Below are 22,072 nucleotides of genomic sequence, written 5' to 3'. Positions count from 1 at the left end.
CTGCACCCGCGACCCGCCGGATATCTTGGTCGGGCGGAGGTGTGCACAATCGATCAGCGGAACCAGCGGGATGACGGCGTGACCAGCCGCACCGACGCCGACGGAACGACGGACCGCGCTCCGGACCTCCCGCCCCCCGATCCCACCGCCGAGAAGCCCCACCCGCGGCTCGCGGTGGCCGTGCTCTGCCTCGCCGGCATCGTCGTCGCGTTGATGCAGACGATCATCGTGCCGCTCATCCCTCAGCTCCCCGCGCTGCTGCACGCCGATGCCTCCGACACCACATGGGCGATCACGATCACGCTGCTGCTCGGCGCGGTCGCCACGCCCATCGGCGGGCGGATCGGCGACATGTACGGCAAACGCCTCGCCATCCTGGTCAGTCTCGGCTTCGTCGCAGCGGGTTCCGTGGCCTGCGCGGTCGCGACGTCGCTCCCGCTGTTCATCATCGGCCGCGGTCTCCAGGGGCTGGGTTTCGGCATCGTCGCGCTCGGCATCAGCGTCATGCGCGACATCGTCCCGCCCCGCCACCTCGGCTCGTCGGTGGGAACGATGAGCGCCTCACTCGGCATCGGCGGCGCGCTCGGGCTCCCGGTCGCCGCCCTCATCGCCCAACACGTGAGCTGGCACGCCCTGTTCTGGTCGTGTGCGGGTGCCGCGACGCTGGCCGGTGTCGGCGTGGCCCTCACGGTCCGCTCCACCGCCAAGCCCTCCGGCGGCCGGTTCGACGCGCTCGGCGCCCTCGGACTGACGGTGCTCCTCGTCTGTCTGCTGCTGCCGTTGTCCAAGGGCGCCGAGTGGGGATGGTCCGCTCCGTTGACGCTCGGCCTGTTCGCCGGCTTCCTCGTGTCGCTGGGCGTGTGGGTCCTCGTCGAACTCCGTCGCGACAGTCCGTTGATCGATCTCCGCATCCTGGGCAAGCGCCCGCTGCTGTTGACGAATCTGGCCTCGATCGCGACCGGTTTCGCCTTCTACGCGATGCAACTCATCCCGATCCAGTTGCTGATGGCCCCGACGAACAGCCCGGACGGCTTCGGGTACGACATGGTGCACGCGAGTCTCATCCTCGCGCCCAGCGGCCTGGTCATGTTCGTGTTCTCGCACATCAGCGGTCGCATCAACGCCGTCTTCGGCGCCCGCATCTCCCTCGCCCTGGGCGCGGTCGTCATCGGCATCGGCTACGTGATCTTCATCGTCGGGATCGCCGGCCCGTGGGACCTCACCTGGATCCACATGATGGTCATCGCCTGCTGCATCGGCGCCGGCCTCGGCATCGCCTACTCCGCGATGCCGGCGCTCATCATGCAATCGGTGAGCGTTGAGCAGACCGGCGAGTCCAACGGCGTCAACGCCCTCATGCGGATCATCGGCACCTCGACGGCCGCCGCCGCGGTCGGCATGCTGCTGACGTGGTCGATGATCTCGGTTCCCGTCGCCGACGGCACCGCGATCGAGGTGCCGACCGCCGAGGGCTACCTGTGGGCGTCGGCCATCGCCCTCGTCATGAGTGCGATCGCCGCCGTGGTCGCCTTCGCGATTCCCGCGCACGGCCGCAGCACCGAGACCCCGGTCTGACGACCCGGTCACCTGCGGGCCGGGTCGCCGGCCCACGAGATGCGGACCGTACCGGATGCACGTAGCGTGACGCCGTGCTTCTCTCGACGTCGATCTCCGCGATCCGCTCCGACGGGCGCATCGGCCTCGTACGGTGGGAGCCACCCACCGCCGCATCCCGCCTCCTCGACAAGGCACGCTGATGGACCTCACCGCCGTCTCCCACTACCGGTTCGCGCGCACGCGGGATGAGGCGTTCCCCGCCCCCGGCGAACAGATCGTCGCCGGGGGCACCTGGGTGTTCTCCGAGCCGCAGCCGGCGACCACGGGACTCGTCGACCTGAGCGAGATGGGTTGGGCACCTGTCGAAGACCTCCCGGGAGGTGGTCTCCGGATCGCGGCCACCTGCACAATCGCCGAACTCGTCGCACTCCCCCCGCGCCCCGGCTTCGTGGCCCACCCGATGTTCGCGCAGTGCGCGAACGCACTGCTGGCGTCGTTCAAGATCTGGAACATGGCGACCGTCGGCGGCAACATCTGCCGGTCGTACGCCGCGGCGTCGATGGTCTCGCTGGCGGTCGGGCTCGACGCGACCGCCCACGTGTGGAGTCCCGATGGCACCGACCGCGACCTACCCGTCGCCGAGCTGGTCATCGGCAACGGCATCAACCTCCTCGCACCGGGAGAAGTGCTGCGCGCCATCGACTTCCCCGCCCACGCGTTACACGCCCGCACCTCCGTGCGCAAGATCGCCCTCGCCGAGCTCGGTCGCTCGGGGGCCGTGGTGACCGGCCGGGTCGACGACGACGGCGCCGCCACCTTCGGGATCACCGCGGCCACCGAATGGCCGACCGTGCTGCGCTACAACGGGTTACCGACCCGCGACGCGCTGCACGACGACATCGTCGCGACCAGTGGCTATTACACCGACGCGCTGGGTTCGGCCGACTGGCGCCGCGGCGTCTCGGCGGTGCTGGGCGAGGAGATCCGCACGGAGTTGTCGTCGGCGACGAACGGGATCAAGGACATGGGATTCGGAGCCGACGCATGAGATTCGAGGTCAACGGAGAGTCGCTCGACGCTGAACCCGCTGCGGGACAGTGCCTTCGGATGCTGCTCCGCGAACACGCGCACTACGAGGTCAAGAAGGGCTGCGACGCCGGCGACTGCGGGGCGTGCTCGGTGCTCGTCGACGGAGAACCCGTGCACTCCTGCATCTATCCCGCTCACCGCGCCGCCGGGAAGTCGGTGACGACGGTGGCCGGGCTCGGCACCCCCGACGACCTGCACCCCGTCCAGCAGTCCTTCGTCGACAACTTCGGATTCCAGTGCGGTTTCTGCACCGCGGGAATGATCGTGACCGCCTCCACCGTCACCGCCGAGCATCTCCCCGACCTGCCGCGGCGGATGAAGGGAAACCTCTGCCGCTGCACCGGTTACCGCTCCATCCGGGACGCGATCACCGCGGCCGCCACGGGCACCACGTCCCCCGCTGCGCCCGCGGAGCCCGCGCAACGGCCACTCGTGGGCGAGTCGGTCGCTCCGCTCGCCGCCCGGCGCGTGGTGACCGGAACCGAGCCGTACACCTTCGACGTACCCACGCCCGGGACATTGCACATCCACGTACTCGGTTCGCCGCACGCACACGCACGGATCACCGCCATCGACACCACCGACGCCGCCGCGCTACCCGGCGTCGAGCTGATCCTCACCCACGAAAACGTCTCCACTCCGCGATTTTCCACGGGACGCCACGAGAGCCGCCTCGAGGATCCCGACGACACACTCGTCTTCGACCCGGTGGTGCGATTCGTCGGTCAGCGGGTCGCCGCGGTGGTCGCGTCGTCCCCAGCGGTCGCCGACCAGGCCCTGGCGCTCATCGACGTCACCTACGAAGTGCTCCCCGCGGTCTTCGACCCGGAAGAGGCCAGAAGCCCCGGAGCCCCACTGCTGCATCCCGATCGCACTCCCGCCGACCGGGTCGCCGAGGCCCATCGGAACGTCATCGCCAGCTTTCACGAGGGGTTCGGCGGTGACGTCGACGCCGCACTCGCCGCATCGTCGGCGACGGTGCACGGCACCTGGTCCAGTGGGCGGGTCTCCCACGCCCAGTTGGAGACCCACGGGTCGATCGGGTGGTTCGACGAACACGGGCGCCTCGTCATCCGGACCAGCACCCAGGTCCCGTTCCTGGTCCGCAACGAGCTCGCGCTCCTCTTCGATCTGCCGCCGGAGCGTATCCGGGTCTTCAGTGCCCGGGTGGGCGGTGGATTCGGCGGCAAGCAGGAGATGCTGACCGAGGACCTCGTCGCCCTGGCCGTGCTCCGCACCGGCAAACCCTGCGCCTACGAGATGACCCGCACCGACGAACTGACCCGGACCACATACCGGCACCCGATGCGGGTCACCGTCGACGTCGGAGCCGACGCGGACGGCAGGCTCACCGGCCTGCGCGTGAACCTGTTGTCGGACACCGGCGCCTACGGCAACCACGCGATCGGCGTGATGTTCCACGCGTGCGCGGAATCGGTGTCGGTGTACAACTGCCCGGTGAAGCGCCTCGACGCGGAGGTCGTCTACACCAACAACCCGCCGTCCGGCGCGTTCCGGGGTTACGGCCTCGGCCAGGTGGTCTTCGCCGTGGAGAGCGCCATGGACGAACTCGCGATCGAACTCGGCATCGACCCGTTCGAGTTCCGACGCCGCAACGCCGTCGCCGACGGCGATCCCCTCCTCATCGCGCGCGCCGAACCCGAGGTCGACCTGGTCTACGGCAGCTACGGACTCGACCAGTGTCTCGATCTGGCCGAGCATGCATTGCACGCCGGCAACGGGGTCGAAGCACCGTCGGAAGACCGCTGGCGCGTCGGCGAGGGCATGGCCATCGCCGCGATCGCCACCATGGCCCCGCGCGGGCACTTCGCCGACGTCACCGTTGCGGTCGACGCCGCCGGCACCTACCACGTGGGCGTGGGCACCGCCGAGTTCGGCAACGGCACGACCACGGTCCACGCCCAGATCGTCGCCACCGCGCTGTCGACCGGACTGGACCGGGTCTCGCTGTGGCACGGGGACACCGATGCCGTCGTGCACGACACCGGGGCGTTCGCCTCGGCGGGCACGACCGTGGCCGGGAAGGCGCTGCACTCAGCATGTCTCGCGTTGCGTGACGCCCTTGTCGACGCCGCGGCGCGGCTCACCGGAACGGACCCGGCACAGGTCGGCCTCGGCGCGGCGGGCGCGCTCGTCGACGGCCGGATCGTCGGGTTCGGCGATCTCATCGGCGCTGTCGATCCGTCGAACCGGGTCGACCACCCCGCGGGACCGCGCGCCGTCGCCGCGGGCGCCGAACGCGGGGAGATGCGCTCCATCGCGTTCAACGTGCAGGCCTTCCGCGTCGCGGTCGACACCGAGACCGGCACCGTCCGCATCCTGCAATCGGTGCACGCGGCCGACGCGGGCACCGTGATGAACCCCGAGCAATGTCGCGGCCAGGTGGAAGGTGGTGTCGCGCAAGGCATCGGCACCGCGCTCTACGAGGAGATCATGATCGACGAGGCCGGACGGCCGATCACGAACGTCTTCCGGGTGTACCGCGTCCCGCAGATGGCCGACATCCCCGTCACGGAGGTCTACTTCGCCGAGACCAGCGACGAACTCGGCCCGTTCGGCGCCAAATCGATGAGCGAGTCACCGTACAACCCGGTCGCGCCGGCGCTCGCGAACGCCATCCGTCGCGCACTCGGGAGCCGGCCCGTCGAGACGCCGATGTCACGCGACCGCATCTGGCGACTCGCTCGGCAAGAGACCTGACCCTTTTTCGTTAGCAATGCGCATCGGTTGCGCGGCAACGGCATCGAGTTCCGGCCCATGGTCACAATTCTGGGCCCGCTCTCGCCGAAACGGTTGCGGGGCGGCATGACTCGGAGGACACTCCCCCTGTACGTGTAGTCCACAGTCAAGGTTGTCCAGAGAAGGGCGTCGTCATGACTCACACCGCACCCACCCACGAGAACAACCGTCCGTCCACCTCACAGAACATCGCCGCGGGGACCTCCATCGGCGCCGCGATCATCCTCATCGTCCTCGGTGTCATCCAACTCTTCCAGGGCATCGCCGCGGTCGCCGAGGACGAGGTCTTCGTCCGCGGCGTCGAGTATGTCTACAAGCTCGACTTCACCACATGGGGCTGGATTCACATCGCCCTCGGGGTCGTGATGGCCGGCGTCGGCATCGCACTCGTCACCGGCGCGACCTGGGCACGGTTCACCGCGATCGTGATCGCCGGTCTGTCGATCATCGCCAACTTCCTGTGGTTGCCCTACTACCCCTGGTGGTCGATCCTCATCATCGCTCTCGACATCGTGGTCATCTGGGCCGTCTCGACCTGGCAGCCGAAGGCCGAATACCGCTAGATCGCGACCCACGCTCCACCGTCGAGGCACCCCTCGGCGGTGGAGCGCGTTCTGTCAGCACCGGAACCCCAGACGATCAGCGGCCGGAAGGGCGGCGTCGAGATGACCACGGACACCAACGGACAGAGCGCGGAGCCGAGCGTCGGCATCACCGACTCCGAGCGCGCCGAACTCGAACGACTACGAGCCGAGGTCGCGCGCCTGCGCGACGCGGCCGGCACCGGGCCGGCCACCAAGACCCCCGACCCGACCCGGCGGAACCGGTGGCGCTGGTTCGCCGTCGCGGTCCTGTGCATCCTCGTCGCCGTACTCGCCATCACCTCGGTGACATCGCGGTTCGTCCGCGGCGAGATCCTCGACACCGACCGCTACGTCAGCACCGTCGCTCCGCTCGCCTCGGATCCCGCAGTGCAAGCCGAGATCTCGAACACGATCACCGATGAGATCTTCAGTCGCATCGACGTCGAGGGACTCACCGCGGCGGCGCTGACGACCCTGACCGACGCGGTTCCGGCCACCGAGAACGCACCACGCGTCGACCGGGCGGTCGAGGGCCTCGCTCCCGTCCTGGCCGGCCAGGCCCGCGGCTTCGTGCAACAGACCGTGTCGTCGTTCGTCGCCAGCGATCAGTTCGAATCCCTGTGGCTGCAGGCGAATCGGGCCGCGCACACCGCCCTTGTCGCGGTCGTGACCGGTGACGTCGGACCGTCGTCGGTGACCGTGGACGACTCCGGCACCGTCAGCATCTCGCTCGGCACCGTGATCGACAGCGTCAAGGCACGCCTCCTCGACCGCGGCTTCACCTTCGCCGAGAAGATCCCCGCCGTCGACAAGCAGTTCGTCCTGTTCCGCTCACCCGAACTGGTCCGCGCCCAGCGTGCCGTCTCGGCACTCGACACCGCCGCCGACGTCCTGCCCTGGCTGACGATCGCGCTCGCCTTCGCCGCCGTGGCCGTTGCACCCCGCGGTCGGCGTCTGCGGGCCCTCTCGCTCGCCGGACTGTCACTCGTCCTCGCCATGCTCGTCCTCGCCATCGCGTTGCTGATCGGCCGAGCGCTCTATCTCGACGCGATGCCGCCCGACATCCTCGCCCCGGATGCCGCGGCCGCCACCATCGACACGGTGCTCGATCCGCTGCGGTTGGCGCTGCGTGCCGTGGCGGTCCTCGGGCTCGTGGTCGCCGTCGGGGCCTACCTGCTGGGCGGGTCCGCCTCGGCCACGGCCGTCCGGCGCGGATTCGGCCACGGACTCGACTCGGTGCAGCGGATACGACGCTCGCGGCCGCCGAATGCCTTCGAGGAGAGCCTGTTCCGCGCGCGAATCGCGTTGCGCAGCGCGATCATCGGCATCGCGGCGCTGCTGCTCGTCTTCTGGAGCTATCCGACCGGTCTGGTGGTCCTCCTCATCGCCGTCTTCGGACTCCTCGCACTCCTGATCCTCGAACTCGTGATCAGGCCGGCGAAGGACTGGGCCGCCAAGGATCGGAACGAGGAGTCCGATCCACCGGATCAGGAGACGCCCGGCGCGGCGACGCCGGCCGTCGAGACGGTATGAGTCAGGCGTCGGTCGCCGCCGAGGTCGCGCCGCCCACGACACGCAGATGGTGGGCGCGCGCGGCCATGGCGCTGGCCGTCGCCGCGATCCTGCTGCCGGTGGCCGCCGCCGGCCTCCTCCGCCTGCTGGGCCTCCTGGCGATCTGTGGTGTCTGTGCCGTCGTCATCGTCGCCGCGGTGTACTGGTTCCTCATCAGCCGTGGTGTCCTCCGCATCCTCTCGGCCGCTCTCGCGGTCCTGCCGGTGGCGGTTCTCGTGGTGTTCCTCCTTCGCGAGCGACAGCTCTGGGTCGTGATCGCCGCCGCGCTGCTGGCGGCCGCCGCGGTCGGATGCGGTCGGCGCGCGCTGCGGCCGTCGCGCATCGACTCCCTGATGCCCGAACACCCGGCGCCGGACGTCCACCGCCCGTTCATCATCATGAACCCGCGTTCGGGTGGCGGGAAGGTCGTCCGATTCGATCTGCAGCGCAAGGCCGAATCCCTCGGCGCCGAAGTCGTATTGCTGGACGGGCCGGTGGAGATCGACGTGGAGCAATTGGCACGGGACGCGGTGGCGCGCGGGGCCGACCTGCTCGGTGTCGCGGGAGGTGACGGCACCCAGGCCCTCGTCGCCGGAGTCGCGGCCGAGGCGGGCGTACCCTTCCTGGTCATCAGTGCCGGCACCCGAAACCATTTCGCTCTCGATCTCGGGCTCGACCGTCAGGACCCCGCCCGGTGTCTCGACGCGCTGCGCGACGGCGTCGAGTTCCATGTCGACCTCTGTCACATCAACGGTCGGCCGTTCGTCAACAACGCGTCGTTCGGCATCTACGCCGAGGTGGTCCAGAGTTCGCAGTATCGAGATGACAAGACACGCACGGTGTTACGCATGCTTCCCGACCTCCTGGGCAGAGGGACGAGGTCGGGTCTGCGGGCCGTCATCGGCAGCGAGACCGTCGCCGATCCCCAGGCCGTCCTCGTCAGCAACGGCCCCTATGCCACCAACGACGTGGCCGGGCTCGGTCGCCGCACCCGCATCGACGAGGGACGGCTCGGGGTCGTCACCGTCTCGGTGTCCGACACCCGGCAGGCCGTCGGCCTCCTGCGGCGCACCCACGACCGCGGACTCGTCCAGCGCATCGCCACCGAGGTGACCGTCGACGCCGACGCCGAGGTCATCCCGGTCGGGGTCGACGGTGAATCGTTGCAGCTCACGACGCCGGTGCGGTGCACCATCACGCCCGGGGCGCTCCGCGTACGGGTCCCCCGGCACCGGCCCGAGACCCGGGTCGCGCCACCACAACTGGACTGGCTGCAGTTGTGGTACCTGGCGTGGAACCCACACCGGGCCTCGTAGCCGCCCGTTCGGTCAGCGAAGAGCTCGCCGGGGTGCCACCGCTTCCACGGCCGAGATCGCGGACACCGCCGGACTCCGGCGACGTCGCACCCACTTCTCCGCCTCCACCACGACGGGGATGATCAGCGACCATCCGATGCAGGCGAGCCACTGGCCGCCGGTCAGCGAGGTCGTCTGCAGCAGGTCTTGCAGAAATCCGAGCTCCACCGCGAGCACGGTGACGATGATCGGGATCGACAGGATCTTCACGGCGTTGACGATCGGCGGTGTGAGGCCCGACTCCGGATCGCGCCGCATCACCAACCCGGCGAACACCGAACCCAGGGACAGCACCACGAAGCCCATGGTCATCGGGACGTTCGGTTCGGTCGGGCTCATCGGACCGGGCGCCACCATCATCGCGACGAAGGTCACCGCGAACTGCAGGACCCCGTAGGCGAACCACTGCACGAACGACGCGCGATTCGTGATCGGCTGTTTCGGGTCCCGTGGTGGTTTGGCCATCAGATCCGGTGCCGGCGGGTCCTGCATGATCACGATCACCGGGAACAGGGTGATGAAAAAGTGCTGGAAGACCACCATCAGCGGCGCCAGCGCGACGCCCTCGTTGATGTCGAAGATGCTCGCGACCAGGAACAGGAGCACCAGTGAGAACAGCTTGGACATCTGGTAGCGGATGTAGGCGACGATCTTGTCGTAGACGCTGCGCCCCAACCGGATCGCGGTGATCAACGTCCCGAAGTTGTCGTCGGTGAGGATCAGCTTGCCGGCCTGCTTGGTGACCTCGCTGCCCGAGCCCATCGCCACCCCGATGTCGGCCTTCTTCAGCGCGGCCGCGTCGTTGACCGCGTCGCCGGTCATCGCGACGACCGCGCCCTGGCGCTGCATCACGTCGGCGAGCCGGAGTTTGTCCGACGGCGTGACACGCCCGAACACATGCAACCGCGGAAGCGCCTCGGCGAGTTCCTCGTCGGACATCGCGGCGAGTTCGGTACCGCTGATGGCCCCGGGACCGAGTCCCAGCTGCGCACCGATCGCCGACGCGGTTCCCGTGTGGTCCCCCGTGATCATCCGCACATCGATCCCCGCGGCGTGCGCCGTGCGGACGGCGTCGACGGCCTCGGCACGCAACGGGTCGATGATCCCGACCATCCCGACGAAGACGAGATCGTCCACGAACGCCATCGGGTCGGCGGTCACCTCGTCCTCCCGGCCGTCGAGCACGCGCGCGGCGAAGGCCAGCACACGTAGGCCCTCGGCCGACATCTGCTCGTTGGCCGCCTCGATCTCGGCCCGGACCTCCGCCAGCTCCACCCTCTCCCGTCCGGGGCGGAACGCCCAGCGGCAGCGGTTCAGCACGACATCCGGACCGCCCTTGACCATCTCGACGAGACGGACGGTGCCGTCCACCGGCAGCCGGTGGAACGTCGCCATGAACTTGTAGGCCGAGTCGAATGGAACCTCGGCGAGACGGGGATAGGTCTGGCGGGTGAGCGGCGCGTCGACCCCCATCTTGGCTGCCAGCACGATCAGCGCCGCCTCGGTCGGATCGCCGATGACGGCGCCGGCGTCCGACACGGTGGCGTCGCTGTCGAGGCACAGTCCGTACGCGAGCATGGTGAAGTCGGGAACCGGCTCGCCCGCCGCCTGGGTGATGCTCCCGGTCTTGCCGTAGCCCTCACCGTCGACGGCGAACCACTGACCGTGGAAGTACAACGAGCGCACCATCATCTGGTTCATGGTGAGTGTCCCGGTCTTGTCCGAGTTGATCAGACTCGTCGCGCCGAGCGTCTCCACGTCGGTGAGGTTCTTGACGACCGCCTTGGCATCCGCGAGCTGCCGGGCCCCGAATGCGAGCATCGCCTGGACGAAAGTGGGCAGACCGGAGGGTATCGCCGAGATGCCCATCGAGATACCGAGCAGCATCACCGTCGCCAGGTCTTGTCCGCGCACCAGCCCGATCACCACGATGATCGCCACGGCGGTCCAGGCGATCACGCCCAGGATCTTGGTGAGTGAATCCAGCTCGCGCTGCAGGGGTGACCGCTGTGGGGCGATCGCCGACAGCATCGACGCGATCTGTCCCATCTGCGTCCGCATCCCGGTCTCGGTGACGACCATCGTCGCCGTGCCGCGGGTGACCGAGGTGTTCTGGAAGAGCATGTTGCTGCGGTCACCCAGGGCCAGCTCGACATCGGTGAGCGCGGCGGGGTCCTTCGGGATCGGCGCGCTCTCGCCGGTCAGCGCGGCCTCCTGCGTCTCCAGCGTGGCGGCCCGCACCAGACGTCCGTCGGCCGGCACCAGGTCGCCGGCTTCGAGCTGCACGATGTCCCCGGGAACGAGTTGCGCCGCGGGAACTTCCACCAGGACTCCACCCCGGATCACGCGGGCCTGCGGAACCTGAATCCGCGCCAGGGCGTCCACGCTGGCCCGGGCCTTCAGCTCCTGCCGAGTGCCCAGCACCAGGTTGAGCACCACCAGGGCGGCGACCACCAGCGCGGTCGAGACCTCCGCGATCACCAGGCTGACGATCACCACGGCGATCAGCATCAGGTTCATCGGATCCTTGAGCTGCAGCAGCACCAGTGCAGCCACCGACGGGGCCGGTTCCGCGGCGATCACGTTGTCGCCGAACCGCGTCCGTCGGTCGTCGATCGCGGCCGACGACAGCCCACCGGTGCTGTCGGACTCGAGCGCCGACACGACGGATTCGACGTCCTGGACGTGCCAGGCCGGTGCGGGGGCGTCGTCCTCCCGACTCTCCGGTGACGACGGCGGGCGTGCGATGGCCATACAACTCTCCTGCCTCGGGCTCGGGCGGTGTCGTGACTACTCGACTGCGGTTCGGTTTCGGGTCGTCAATACGGGGTCGGGATCCAGTGCAGGGCCTGTTCGGGTGGCCGGTAGCCCTTGGCCTTCTGCCGCTTCGGCAGTTCGATCCGGGGACGTTCGAGCGGCGCGTAGGGAACCTGACCGAGAAGGTGCTCGATCACATTCAACCGACCCCGTTTCTTGTCGTCGGTGGAGACGACATACCAGGGCGCCCAGCCCGTGTCGGTGAACCGGAACATCTCGTCGCGGGCCCGCGAATAGTCGTACCAGCGGCTGTAGGACGCGAGGTCCATGTCGGAGAGCTTCCAGATCTTCCGCGGATCGTCGATCCGGCTCTGCAGGCGAAGGGTCTGCTGTTCCTCGCTGATCTCCAGCCAGTACTTGAGCAGGATGATCCCCGACTCGACCATCGACCGTTCCACCGTGGGCACCTGTTCCAGGAACTGGTGTGCCTGCTTCTCCGTGCAGAATCCGAGCACTCGTTCGATGCCGGCCCGGTTGTACCAACTGCGATCGAAGATGACGACCTCGCCGGCCGCGGGCAGGTGCGGAATGTATCGCTGGAGGTACATCTGCGACTTCTCCCGTTCGGTGGGAGCGGGCAGCGCGACCACGCGGAAGACCCGCGGGCTCACCCTGGCCGTGATCGCCTTGATGACACCGCCTTTGCCTGCCGTGTCCCGGCCCTCGAAGACGATGCAGACCTTCGCCCCGGTCGCACGGACCCATTCCTGCATGGCGACCAACTCGGCGTGCAGCGGTTCGAGATGCTTGCGGTACTTCTTGCCCGACATCGGGCCCGACGGGCCGTCGTGATCCGGGCGTCGGAGTTCACCCGAGGACGATGAGAAATCAGGCATGGCCGTACGCTCCCGTGGCTGGACCGAATGACTAACTGGTCATTCTGTGCCCTGTCCGAGGCATCCGCGCGGTAACCGACGAAGAGGACGCGCAATTGTCGTGGCAGGCACGGGGCACACCGTCGCATGCTCGATCGTGACCAGTCGTTTCCTCGATGAGCCTGCAGCCGCAAAGGTTTTCCCGCAGAATGTCCCAATGGCTCGGGTTGAGGAGATGCTCGAAGTCGAACAGGTGATTCGTCGCCTGATCGCACGGTTTCCGGTTATGGCTGTCGACGACATCGACGCACGTGTGCACGCCGTCTACGGACGATTCGCCGACTGCAAGGTCAGGATCTTCGTGCCGTTGCTGATCGAGAAGGCGGCTCGACGCGACATCGAGGACTTCCTGGCACAGCCGGACCACCTGACGCTCGTGTCGCCGACGCCCGGCACCACGCCGCAGACGGTCGAGGTCCGGGCCGACGAGGTCGCCTGAACCCGGCCCGATCGTGTCGGCATGGTCCGACACGACCGGGCCTGTTCGTCAGCCCCGCAGCAGCCCCTTGGCGACGTGGGTCACCTGGATCTCGTTGCTGCCGGCGTAGATCATCAGCGACTTGGCGTCGCGCGCAAGCTGCTCCACGCGATACTCGGCCATGTAGCCGTTGCCGCCGAACAACTGCACCGCCTCCATCGCGACGTCGGTGGCCGCCTTCGACGAGTAGAGCTTCATCGCCGACGCCTCGGACAAGCTCAGCGGCTTGCCCGCCTTGCCCCGCTCGAGGGCACTGAAGAGCATGTTCTGGACGTTGATGCGCGCGACCTCCATCTCGGCCAGCTTGAGCTGGATGAGCTGGAACTGTGCGATCTCCTGGCCCCACAGCTTGCGGTTCTTCGCGTAGTCGATCGAAAGCCGTTGCGCCTCGTTGATGATGCCCAGCGACAGGGCCGCGATCCCGACCCGCTCCGCGGTGAAACCGGCCTTGGCGCCTTCGGATCCGCGCGCGTCCGAACCGGTGTCCTCGGTCTCGCCGAGCAGGCGGTCCTTGCCGACGCGCACGTTGTCGAAGAACAGCTCGCCCGTCGGCGAACTCATCATGCCCATCTTCTTGAACGGCTTGCCCTGGGTCAGTCCCGGCATCCCCTTGTCGAGGACGAACGACAGGACCTTGCGGTCCCGCATCGGGGTGCCGCTGCCGTCGTCGAGCTTGGCGAACACGACGATGGTGTCGGCGTACGGACCGTTGGTGATGAAGGTCTTCTGTCCGTTGAGGATGTAGTCGTCACCATCCCGACGGACCGTCGTCTTCATACCGCCCAGCGCGTCCGATCCGGAGTCGGGTTCGGTGATCGCCCAGGCGCCGACCTTCTCCATCGTGACCAGTTCGGGCAGCCACCGCTTCTTCTGGGCGAGCGTGCCCTTGCCGCGGATGGTCGAGGCGGTCAGGCCCATGCTCACGCCCAGGGATGCGACGAGACCGAGACAGACCCCCGCCAGTTCGATGTTGACCATCATGAACATCGAGCCGCCCATACCGCCGCCGTCGCCCGAGGGCTTCTTCTTCTCCCCGTTGGCCTCGGCCTCGAGTTCCTTCTCGAGAGCGTCCTTGGCCATCGCGTCGACACCGAAGCTCGACAGCAGTTTGCGGGTGATGTCGTAGGGCGGCAGCGTGCCGGATTCGAGTTCGTCGAGATGTGGCCGGATCTCCTTGTCGATGAACGCCCGCAGGGCGTCCCGAACCATCAGATCTTCTTCGGACCACTCGAACATCGTCACACTCCCAGACCGGTGTCCGCGCAGGGGCGAACACGTTTCAGTTTCGTCGTCCCCAACTGTGTCAGGAGTCACTGCCGATGTCTAGGTACGTCGTCGCAGATCTGTTCCTACCGAGCATCGGTGCAGGTGTAGAGGGTGGCCGGGCGCACCTCCCGCGCGAAGAACCCGTCCGCATCGACGCACAGCAGGGCCTGCGCCACCGGCATCGCGACCACCACGTAGCCATCGCCGTGCTCGGCCTGCCCGGCACGCCAGGCATGGACTCGGTCGACGAACTGCGCGACACTCTCACCCCCGTGCGGGCGGGCCTCGGGGTCGGTGAACCACCCGCCGAGGTCGACGGGGTCGATCTCCTCCGGGGACAGGCCCGACCACGCACCGACATCGAGCGTCCGCAGCGCGTCGTCGACGATGAGTCCGCCTGTCGCGCCGAGTATCTCGGCGGTGGCGCGGGTCGCCGTCTCCGGTCCGCAGGTGTCGATCGGGCACGTGAGCGACGCGCTCAGCACGAGCACGTCCCGCCGACCCCGCTGATCGAGAACCGGGTCACCGCCGAACCGCACCGACCGGTTGGGGCCGGTGCGCCCGGCGGTGATGATCTGCATGCCGAGCAGTGATCGCCTCAGTTCGGCGCGGAGACCGCGCGAGCGCGGTCAGTCGCCCGCGACCGGGCCATCGCCCCCACGATCAGTGCGAACGAGACGGTGAGAACCGTCCACAGAATGACCTGGTTGGCGATCGCATACACCCGGAAATCCCCGATCACGTCACCGGGGAAGCCCGGGAACACGACCTGTCCGGCGCCGTCGCGGACCGGGCCGGGGACCTCGCTGAACGACGGCAGGAAGGCGAGCACGATCGCGATGCCGGCCAGATACGCGACCGTGGCGGCGACCGCCGAGACCAACCCACCGATGCGCGGGCGCAACCACGACGCCAGGACCACCGCCGCGATGGCGAGGATCACCGACGACACGGTGATGGTGAGGAAGGCACCGGTTCGTTCACCGATGGTGTCGTCGTCGCCGACGGCAGGTGGATTCGCCGGGTAGGCGAAGAACGGGACAGCGAAGACGGCGACGAAACCGATGCCGCCGAGCACGCCCGCGACCGCACGGGGATCCGTGGCCGGGTGACGGCTGCCGACGTGGCTCCACAAGACCGTGAACGCCACCGCGAAGAACGCACCCATGCAGACCGCGAACACGACGTTGCCGATCCCCGCGCCGAGGTTCTCCTGCATCGCGCGGGTGAACAACTCTCCGCCCTCACCATGGGTGTGACCACCCGGTTCGGCGGCATGGGCCAGGGCCTCCTCGGCCGCCGAGCGGGCGCTCTCGTAGTCGATGGCCTTGCCCACGACGGGTTCGAGGTAGAACCGTGCGAACACGAACGAGACGATGCCGGCGATCAGACCTGCTAGCAGGCCGGCGCCGATGAACTTCTTCTCCATGTCGACTCAGTGGCAGGGGAAGCCGAGGAAATGGCGGGCGTCGTGCACGAACTCGTGCACATGGGTGTCGGAACCGAAGACCGACACGACTCCCTGGTCGTAACCGAGGAAGTAGTACGCCAGCCCGGCGAGCAGCACGGTCAGGCTGAGCCAGAGCGCCGCGCTCGCGACGGAGATGTTCGGTACGGGCAGGGCACGGGCCGGGGCGACCGGTGATGCTGACTGGGTACGGGGAGCTGTCATGGTGGGTCCTTTCGCCGATCTCGCGTCGGAGAGTTCACGGGTGGTGCACGCCGGCACGGCATCCTGACTCACGCATGCCCCGTCACGTCGACCGTGTCGATCTGGGCTGCGTTCACAGTGGCGCGACCGTTCCGGACTCTCACCGGATTCCCCGTACAGGCGTGAGGAGACTGTATACCGCGTTCTGTCGTACGCGTGCGACATAGTGGAGAGATGCCCCGCCCCTCGGTGCTCGACCGCTTCACCGCCCCCACCCGGCGGTGGTTCTCGGGTGCGTTCACCGCGCCCACCGCTGCGCAGAAGGGCGCCTGGACCTCCATCGCCGACGGCGCGAACACCTTGGTCATCGCACCGACCGGGTCCGGGAAGACCCTGGCCGCGTTCCTCTGGGCTCTCGATCGGCTCGCCGCCGACGCCGGCAATCGTCCCGCGGGCACCAAGGTCGTCTACATCTCGCCGTTGAAGGCGCTGGCCGTCGACGTCGAGCGCAACCTGCGCGCACCGCTGACCGGCATCACCCGGGCGGCCCAGGAGCTGAACCTTCCGGAGCCCAACATCACCGTGGGCGTGCGGTCGGGCGACACCTCCGCCGCCGATCGGCGTGCGCTGGTCAAAACCCCACCCGACATCCTCATCACCACCCCCGAGTCGCTGTACCTGATGCTCACCTCGGCCGCGCGGGAGAGTCTCACCGGCGTGGAGGCGATCATCGTCGACGAGGTCCACGCGGTCGCCGCGACCAAACGAGGTACCCATCTCGCGCTGACCCTCGAGCGCCTCGACGAACTGCTGGACAAACCCGCCCAGCGGATCGGCCTCTCGGCGACGGTCCGCCCGCCCGAGGTGGTCGCGGGGTTCCTGTCCGGCGCCGCGCCGTGCCAGGTGGTCAAACCCAAGGCCGACAAGACATTCGACCTGCGCGTCGACGTCCCCGTCGAGGACATGGCCAACATCCCGCCGCCGGTGTCCGATGCCGACCCCGCGGCGCTGGACGACGCGTTCTCGCCGACTGCCGGCTCGTTGTGGCCGTACGTCGAGGCCTCGATCGTCGACCAGATCGAGGCGAACCGCGCCACGATCGTCTTCGCCAACTCCCGACGCCTCGCCGAGAAGCTCACCGCTCGGCTCAACGAGATCCACGCCGAGCGCCACGGCGAGCCTGCCGAACCGACCGGCAATCCGTCGGTCGCGGGCGGCGCCCCGGCGTTCGTGATGGGCAGCGGCGCGAGCTCCGGCGCCGAGCCGGTTCTCGCCCGCGCCCATCACGGCTCGGTCAGCAAGGAGCAGCGCGCCCAGATCGAGGACGACCTGAAGGCAGGCCGCCTCTCGTGTGTGGTGGCCACCAGCTCACTCGAACTCGGCATCGACATGGGTGCGGTCGATCTCGTCATCCAGGTGGAGTCCCCGCCGTCGGTGGCGAGTGGACTGCAGCGGATCGGCCGCGCCGGGCACCAGGTCGGCGAGATCAGCCAGGGCATCCTCTACCCCAAGCACCGCACCGATCTGCTGCACTGCACGGTGACGGTGGGCCGGATGCTCGACGGCGCGATCGAGGAGATCAAGGTCCCGCAGAATCCGCTCGACATCCTCGCCCAGCAGACCATCGCGGCGGCCGCGGTCGACGACCTCGAGGTCGATCACTGGTACGAGGTCGTCCGGCGCGCGGCGCCCTACCGTGAACTGGGCCGGGGCGTCTTCGACGCGACCCTCGACCTGATCGCGGGCCGCTTCCCGTCCGACGAGTTCGCCGAACTGCGCCCCCGGGTGAACTGGGACCGCGACGCCGGGGTCATCACCGGCCGGCGCGGCGCCCAGCGGCTCGCCGTCACCTCGGGCGGGTCCATACCCGACCGCGGACTCTTCGGCGTGTTCATGGTCGGCGAGAAGGCCACTCGCGTAGGCGAACTCGACGAGGAGATGGTCTACGAGTCCCGGGTCGGCGACGTGTTCGCGCTGGGCGCCACCAGTTGGCGGATCGAGGACATCACCCACGACCGCGTACTCGTCTCCCCCGCGTTCGGTCAACCGGGCCGGTTGCCGTTCTGGATCGGTGACGCGATCGGACGCCCCGCCGAACTGGGCGCCGCGATCGGCGCCTTCACCCAGTCGATCGCCGATCCCGGGAAGCTCGACGACCAGGCAGACCGACTCGGGCTCACCGACAACGCCCGCAGCAACCTCGCGACACTCATCGCCGAGCAGCGCGAGGCGACCGGACACCTGCCCACCGACCGCACGCTGGTCGTCGAGAGGTTCCGCGACGAGCTCGGCGACTGGCGGGTGATCCTCCACTCCCCCTACGGCTTACGTGTACACGCCCCCTGGGCCAGTGCCATCTCGCAGCGCCTGCTGGAGACCCTCGGCATCGAGGGCGCCACCACCGCCTCCGACGACGGCATCATCCTGCGGATGCCCGACACCGACGACGCCCCTCCCGGAGCCGATGTGTTCCTCCTCGACCCCGACGAGGTCGAGCAACTCGTGACCGACGGTCTGGCCGACTCGTCGATGTTCGCGTCCCGTTTCCGCGAATGCGCCGCGCGCGCCCTGCTCCTGCCGCGACGGGATCCGGGCCGGCGCGCCCCGCTGTGGCAACAGCGCCAGCGCAGCGCCCAACTGCTCTCTGTCGCATCCAAATTCCCCGACTTCCCGATCGTGCTCGAAGCCGTCCGCGAATGCCTGCAGGACGTCTACGACCTCCCCGCCCTGCTCGATCTGCTGACCCGCATCCGCACGCGCCGGATCCGGGTGGTGGAGACCGAGACCCAGAGCCCGTCTCCCTTCGCCGCGTCGCTGCTGTTCGGGTACGTGGGTGCGTTCATGTACGCCGACGACGCGCCGCTCGCCGAGCGCCGCGCGGCCGCCCTCTCCCTCGACACCAGCCTGCTGGCCCAGTTGCTCGGGCGCGTCGACCTGCGCGAGCTCCTCGATCCGGCGGTCATCGCCGACGTGATCGCCCGGCTCCAACGCCTGTCCCCCGAGCGTCAGGCGCGCGACGCCGAGGACATCGTCGACCTGCTGCGATGGCTGGGCCCGCTCACCACCGAGGAGGTCGCGGCCCGGTATCGCGGCGACGAGCCGGCCGCCGATCTGCTCACCGAGTTGCACCGGGTCGGGCAGATCATCTCGGTCAACCACAACGCACGTGCGCTGTGGGCGGCCATCGACGACACCGCCCGCCTCCGTGACGCTCTCGGGGTGCCCGCACCTCTCGGCATCCCGGCGGCCTATCTCGAGGAGGTGCCCGACCCCGTCGGAGACCTCATCGGCCGGTACGCCCGCACCCATGGCCCGTTCACCGTGCCCGAGGCCTCCGCGGCTCTGGGTATCGCGACCGGGGTCGTGCGCGACACCCTCAACCGTCTCGCATCGGAGCGACGCGTCGTCGAGGGTGACTTCCTGCCCGATGCCGGTACCGGCCCCCGGGACGGGCAATGGTGTCACGCCGACGTGCTGGGTCAGATCCGACGCGGTTCCCTGGCGGCGAGCCGCGCCGAGGTGGCTCCCGTCGGTACCGACGTCCTCACCCGGTTCCTCCTCGACTGGCAGCACGCGTCGTCGGGCACCCAGCTCCGGGGTGTCGACGGGGTGGCGACGGTCATCGACCAGCTGGCCGGGTTCCCGCTGCCGGCGTCCGCGTGGGAGTCCCTCGTACTGCCGGCCCGGGTGTCCGATTACGCAGCGCCGATGCTCGACGAACTGCTCAGCGCCGGTGAGGTCATCTGGTCCGGACACGGTCGCATCGGGAACTCCGACGGCTGGGTGGCGCTGCATCCCGCGGACGTCGCCGTCCTGACGCTGCCCGACGCCGACGAGATCGACACCACCCCGGTCCACGACGGGGTCACGGCCGCACTCGAACCCGGTGGTGCCCTGCGGTTCCCTCAGATCGCCGCCGACATCAGCACCGGCACCACCACGCCGGCCGCCGACATCGAGACCGCCCTGTGGGACCTCGTGTGGGCGGGGCGGGTCAGCAACGACAGCTTCGCGCCCGTCCGGGCCCTGCTGCAACCGCGGCGCAGCCCGTCCGCACCGCGCTCGGCGCCCGCGCATCGGGCACGCGGACGCGCACCCCGGCTCCGGGCCGGCCGCCTGTCGGCCCGGTACCTCACCGAACACTCCGTCGCCCCCCCGGTGTCGCCGACGGCGAGTGGCCGCTGGTTCGCCCTCGACCACCCGTCCACCGAGCCGACCATCGCCACGCAGGGCCTCTGCGATCAGTTGCTGACCCGATACGGCGTGATCACGCGCGGCAGCGTCGTCTCGGAGGAGGTGACCGGCGGCTTCGCGCGGGTCTACAAGGCGCTCACCGTCTTCGAGGACAACGGACATGTTCGTCGCGGCTACTACGTCGACGGCCTCGGCGGGGCGCAGTTCGCCTCGCCGGCCACGGTCGACGAATTGCGCCGGCATGCGCTGCCCGATCGCAAAGCGCCCCGCGAGGCAACCGTGCTGGCCGCGACGGACCCGGCCAATCCCTACGGGGCGGCGCTCGAGTGGCCGGCGTCTCGCGACACCGAGGCCGGTCACCGCCCGGGCCGCAAACCGGGGGCGCTCGTGGTGATCGTCGACGGTGACGTGGTGTGTTTCGTCGAACGCGGCGGCAAGACGCTGCTGACGTTCAGCGACTCGATCCCGCGGCTGGAGTCGGCCGCGGGCGCGCTGGTCGCACTGGTCCGGCGTGGCCGGATCGCACGTCTGACGATCGACCACATCGACTCGGAACCCGTGCGCGCCACCGACTTCGGCAAGGTGCTCGTCGAAGCGGGATTCTCGACGACCCCGCGTGGCATCCGCCTGCGTTTCGGTGATCATGCCTGAGGCGGACCATGCCTGAGGGCGACACCGTCTTCGCCGCCGCCGCACGACTGCGGGCGGGGCTCGCGGGACGGGTGCTGGAGTCGTCGGACTTCCGCATCCCGTCGCTGGCCACCGCGGACCTCTCCGGACGCGAGGTCCTCGCGGTGCGATCGGTGGGCAAGCACCTGCTGATCGACGTCGCCGAGAGCGGTCCGGGTGTCGGCGACACCCTGAGCATCCACTCGCATCTGAAGATGGAGGGCGCCTGGCACGTGCACCCGCGGGGGCAACGGTGGCGCCGCCCGGCCTACCAGGCCCGCGTCGTCTTGCGCACCGCCGACCATGAGGCGGTCGGTTTCGACCTCGGCGTACTGGAACTGCTCGCCGACCCCGACGCCGCGCTCGCCTACCTCGGCCCCGACCTGCTCGCCGACGACTTCGATCGGGAGGAGGCGATCCGACGCCTCGGTTCCGACCCGGACGCGACGATCGGTGCGGCCTTGCTCGACCAGCGGCTGATCGCGGGAATCGGCAACGTCTTCCGCAGCGAGATCTGTTTCCTGCGGCGAGTCCTGCCGACCCGGCCGGTCGGCGAGGTCGACCTCGGGCCGGTCGTGGACCTCAGCCGACGCCTGCTGTGGGCGAACCGGATGCGGTCGGCCCGTACCACCACGGGCAACACGTCGCCGAATGCGCGGATGTGGGTCTATGGACGCCACGGGCGGCTGTGCCGGCGCTGCGCCACCCCGGTGAAGCGGGGCGAACTCGAATCCCCGGGCGGCGAACGATCCGTCTATTGGTGTCCCCGGTGCCAGGTGTGATCCGGCCGAGGCCCCTCACACGGGGTAGCGCTCGGGCTCGGGCCCGAACTCGAAGCGGCGGGCGGTGATCGAGTCGACCGTGATCTCCACGTAGTTGTATTTCATCGTCGCGATCCACGGGCGCAGCGGCAGCTGGTCGGCCGCCTCGATCTCCCGGAGCGACACCAGTATGCGTGCCGTCCCCTTGGCGACCACACTCCACCCGTCGGCGTCGGTGTGTCCGTCGGCCTCGAACGCCACTCGCGAATTCACCGCCAGCTCCGACAGTTTCGTGCCCTCGCCGGACCGCAGCATGATGCGGCCGTCGGTCGCATGGAAGTTCACCGGAAAGATGTCGGGCTGGCCGTCGACGCTCAGTGCGATCCGACCGAGCTCGGCTACTCCCAACAGATCCCAGGCCTGGTCGGGGGTGAGCACCCGAACCGATTCGTCGACCATGATCTC

16 protein-coding genes and 1 riboswitch are annotated in these 22,072 nt (G+C 69.0%); of the genes, 9 read left to right on the top strand and 7 right to left on the bottom strand.

Features of this window, described 5'->3' with window-relative positions:
- Positions 1 to 78: 78 nt before the first annotated feature.
- From A9310_RS11630 to A9310_RS11605, 6 genes are all read left to right on the top strand, one after another.
- A complete protein-coding gene (locus A9310_RS11630; protein WP_058250631.1) occupies positions 79 to 1,575 on the top strand; it encodes an MFS transporter in 1,497 nt (498 codons plus the stop codon).
- A gap of 181 nt (positions 1,576 to 1,756) precedes the next feature.
- Positions 1,757 to 2,605: an FAD binding domain-containing protein gene (locus tag A9310_RS11625; RefSeq protein WP_065630739.1), complete on the top strand. Its 849-nt coding sequence runs from the start codon at positions 1,757 to 1,759 to the stop codon at positions 2,603 to 2,605.
- On the top strand, positions 2,602 to 5,367 hold the full coding sequence (locus A9310_RS11620) for a molybdopterin cofactor-binding domain-containing protein (protein WP_065630738.1): 2,766 nt from the start codon (positions 2,602 to 2,604) through the stop codon (positions 5,365 to 5,367). Before A9310_RS11625 ends, A9310_RS11620 begins: the two co-directional genes overlap by 4 nt.
- Before the next feature lie 173 nt (positions 5,368 to 5,540).
- Entirely contained in the window at positions 5,541 to 5,969 is a 429-nt protein-coding gene (locus A9310_RS11615; protein ID WP_055475098.1) for a hypothetical protein, read from the top strand.
- Positions 5,970 to 6,071: 102 nt separating this feature from the next.
- Entirely contained in the window at positions 6,072 to 7,523 is a 1,452-nt protein-coding gene (locus A9310_RS11610) for a hypothetical protein (protein ID WP_175401125.1), read from the top strand.
- Complete coding sequence (locus A9310_RS11605; protein WP_065630736.1) at positions 7,520 to 8,857, top strand: diacylglycerol kinase family protein; 1,338 nt, start codon at positions 7,520 to 7,522, stop codon at positions 8,855 to 8,857. Before A9310_RS11610 ends, A9310_RS11605 begins: the two co-directional genes overlap by 4 nt.
- Positions 8,858 to 8,869: 12 nt before the next feature.
- Here the strand turns inward: A9310_RS11605 and A9310_RS11600 are convergent, their stop codons facing one another.
- Positions 8,870 to 11,650 carry a cation-transporting P-type ATPase gene (locus tag A9310_RS11600; protein WP_065630735.1) on the bottom strand — a complete coding sequence of 927 codons (2,781 nt, stop codon included), beginning with the start codon at positions 11,648 to 11,650 and terminating at the stop codon, positions 8,870 to 8,872.
- Between the two features lie 65 nt (positions 11,651 to 11,715).
- A complete protein-coding gene (gene ppk2 / locus A9310_RS11595; RefSeq protein WP_065630734.1) occupies positions 11,716 to 12,549 on the bottom strand; it encodes a polyphosphate kinase 2 in 834 nt (277 codons plus the stop codon).
- A gap of 100 nt (positions 12,550 to 12,649) precedes the next feature.
- Here ppk2 and A9310_RS25895 point away from each other — a divergent pair, with 100 nt between their 5' ends.
- Complete coding sequence (locus A9310_RS25895) at positions 12,650 to 13,027, top strand: three-helix bundle dimerization domain-containing protein (RefSeq protein WP_175401124.1); 378 nt, start codon at positions 12,650 to 12,652, stop codon at positions 13,025 to 13,027.
- Between the two features lie 48 nt (positions 13,028 to 13,075).
- Here A9310_RS25895 and A9310_RS11585 read toward each other — a convergent pair whose 3' ends face one another.
- The 4 genes from A9310_RS11585 to A9310_RS11570 all read right to left on the bottom strand — a co-directional run bounded on the left by A9310_RS11585 (position 13,076) and on the right by A9310_RS11570 (position 16,004).
- The gene (locus A9310_RS11585; RefSeq protein ID WP_058250638.1) at positions 13,076 to 14,302 is read right to left on the bottom strand and encodes an acyl-CoA dehydrogenase family protein; all 1,227 of its coding nucleotides are present in this window, start codon (positions 14,300 to 14,302) and stop codon (positions 13,076 to 13,078) included.
- A 113-nt stretch (positions 14,303 to 14,415) separates the two neighbouring features.
- On the bottom strand, positions 14,416 to 14,913 hold the full coding sequence (locus A9310_RS11580) for a histidine phosphatase family protein (RefSeq protein ID WP_065630732.1): 498 nt from the start codon (positions 14,911 to 14,913) through the stop codon (positions 14,416 to 14,418).
- A gap of 17 nt (positions 14,914 to 14,930) precedes the next feature.
- On the bottom strand, positions 14,931 to 15,761 hold the full coding sequence (locus tag A9310_RS11575) for a CbtA family protein (RefSeq protein WP_065630731.1): 831 nt from the start codon (positions 15,759 to 15,761) through the stop codon (positions 14,931 to 14,933).
- 6 nt (positions 15,762 to 15,767) lie between these two features.
- Positions 15,768 to 16,004 carry a CbtB-domain containing protein gene (locus tag A9310_RS11570; RefSeq protein ID WP_065630754.1) on the bottom strand — a complete coding sequence of 79 codons (237 nt, stop codon included), beginning with the start codon at positions 16,002 to 16,004 and terminating at the stop codon, positions 15,768 to 15,770.
- Positions 16,005 to 16,039: 35 nt separating this feature from the next.
- A riboswitch (cobalamin riboswitch) is annotated at positions 16,040 to 16,200 on the bottom strand.
- A gap of 17 nt (positions 16,201 to 16,217) precedes the next feature.
- Between A9310_RS11570 and A9310_RS11565 the strand changes: the two genes are divergently transcribed.
- Together A9310_RS11565 and A9310_RS11560 are read left to right on the top strand one after the other, a co-directional pair.
- Positions 16,218 to 20,828 (top strand): ATP-dependent helicase, encoded by a 4,611-nt coding sequence (locus A9310_RS11565; protein WP_065630730.1) that lies wholly within the window; start codon positions 16,218 to 16,220, stop codon positions 20,826 to 20,828.
- Between the two features lie 8 nt (positions 20,829 to 20,836).
- Entirely contained in the window at positions 20,837 to 21,628 is a 792-nt protein-coding gene (locus A9310_RS11560) for a DNA-formamidopyrimidine glycosylase family protein (RefSeq protein WP_058250642.1), read from the top strand.
- Between the two features lie 15 nt (positions 21,629 to 21,643).
- On the opposite strand, the gene A9310_RS11555 is transcribed toward A9310_RS11560, so the two are convergent.
- On the bottom strand, positions 21,644 to 22,066 hold the full coding sequence (locus tag A9310_RS11555) for a pyridoxamine 5'-phosphate oxidase family protein (RefSeq protein WP_065630753.1): 423 nt from the start codon (positions 22,064 to 22,066) through the stop codon (positions 21,644 to 21,646).
- Between the last annotated feature and the right edge of the window lie 6 nt (positions 22,067 to 22,072).

This window comes from Gordonia sp. UCD-TK1, assembly GCF_001691435.1.
Lineage (GTDB): Bacteria > Actinomycetota > Actinomycetes > Mycobacteriales > Mycobacteriaceae > Gordonia > Gordonia hongkongensis.
This window is presented reverse-complemented; position numbering and strand designations above follow the sequence as displayed.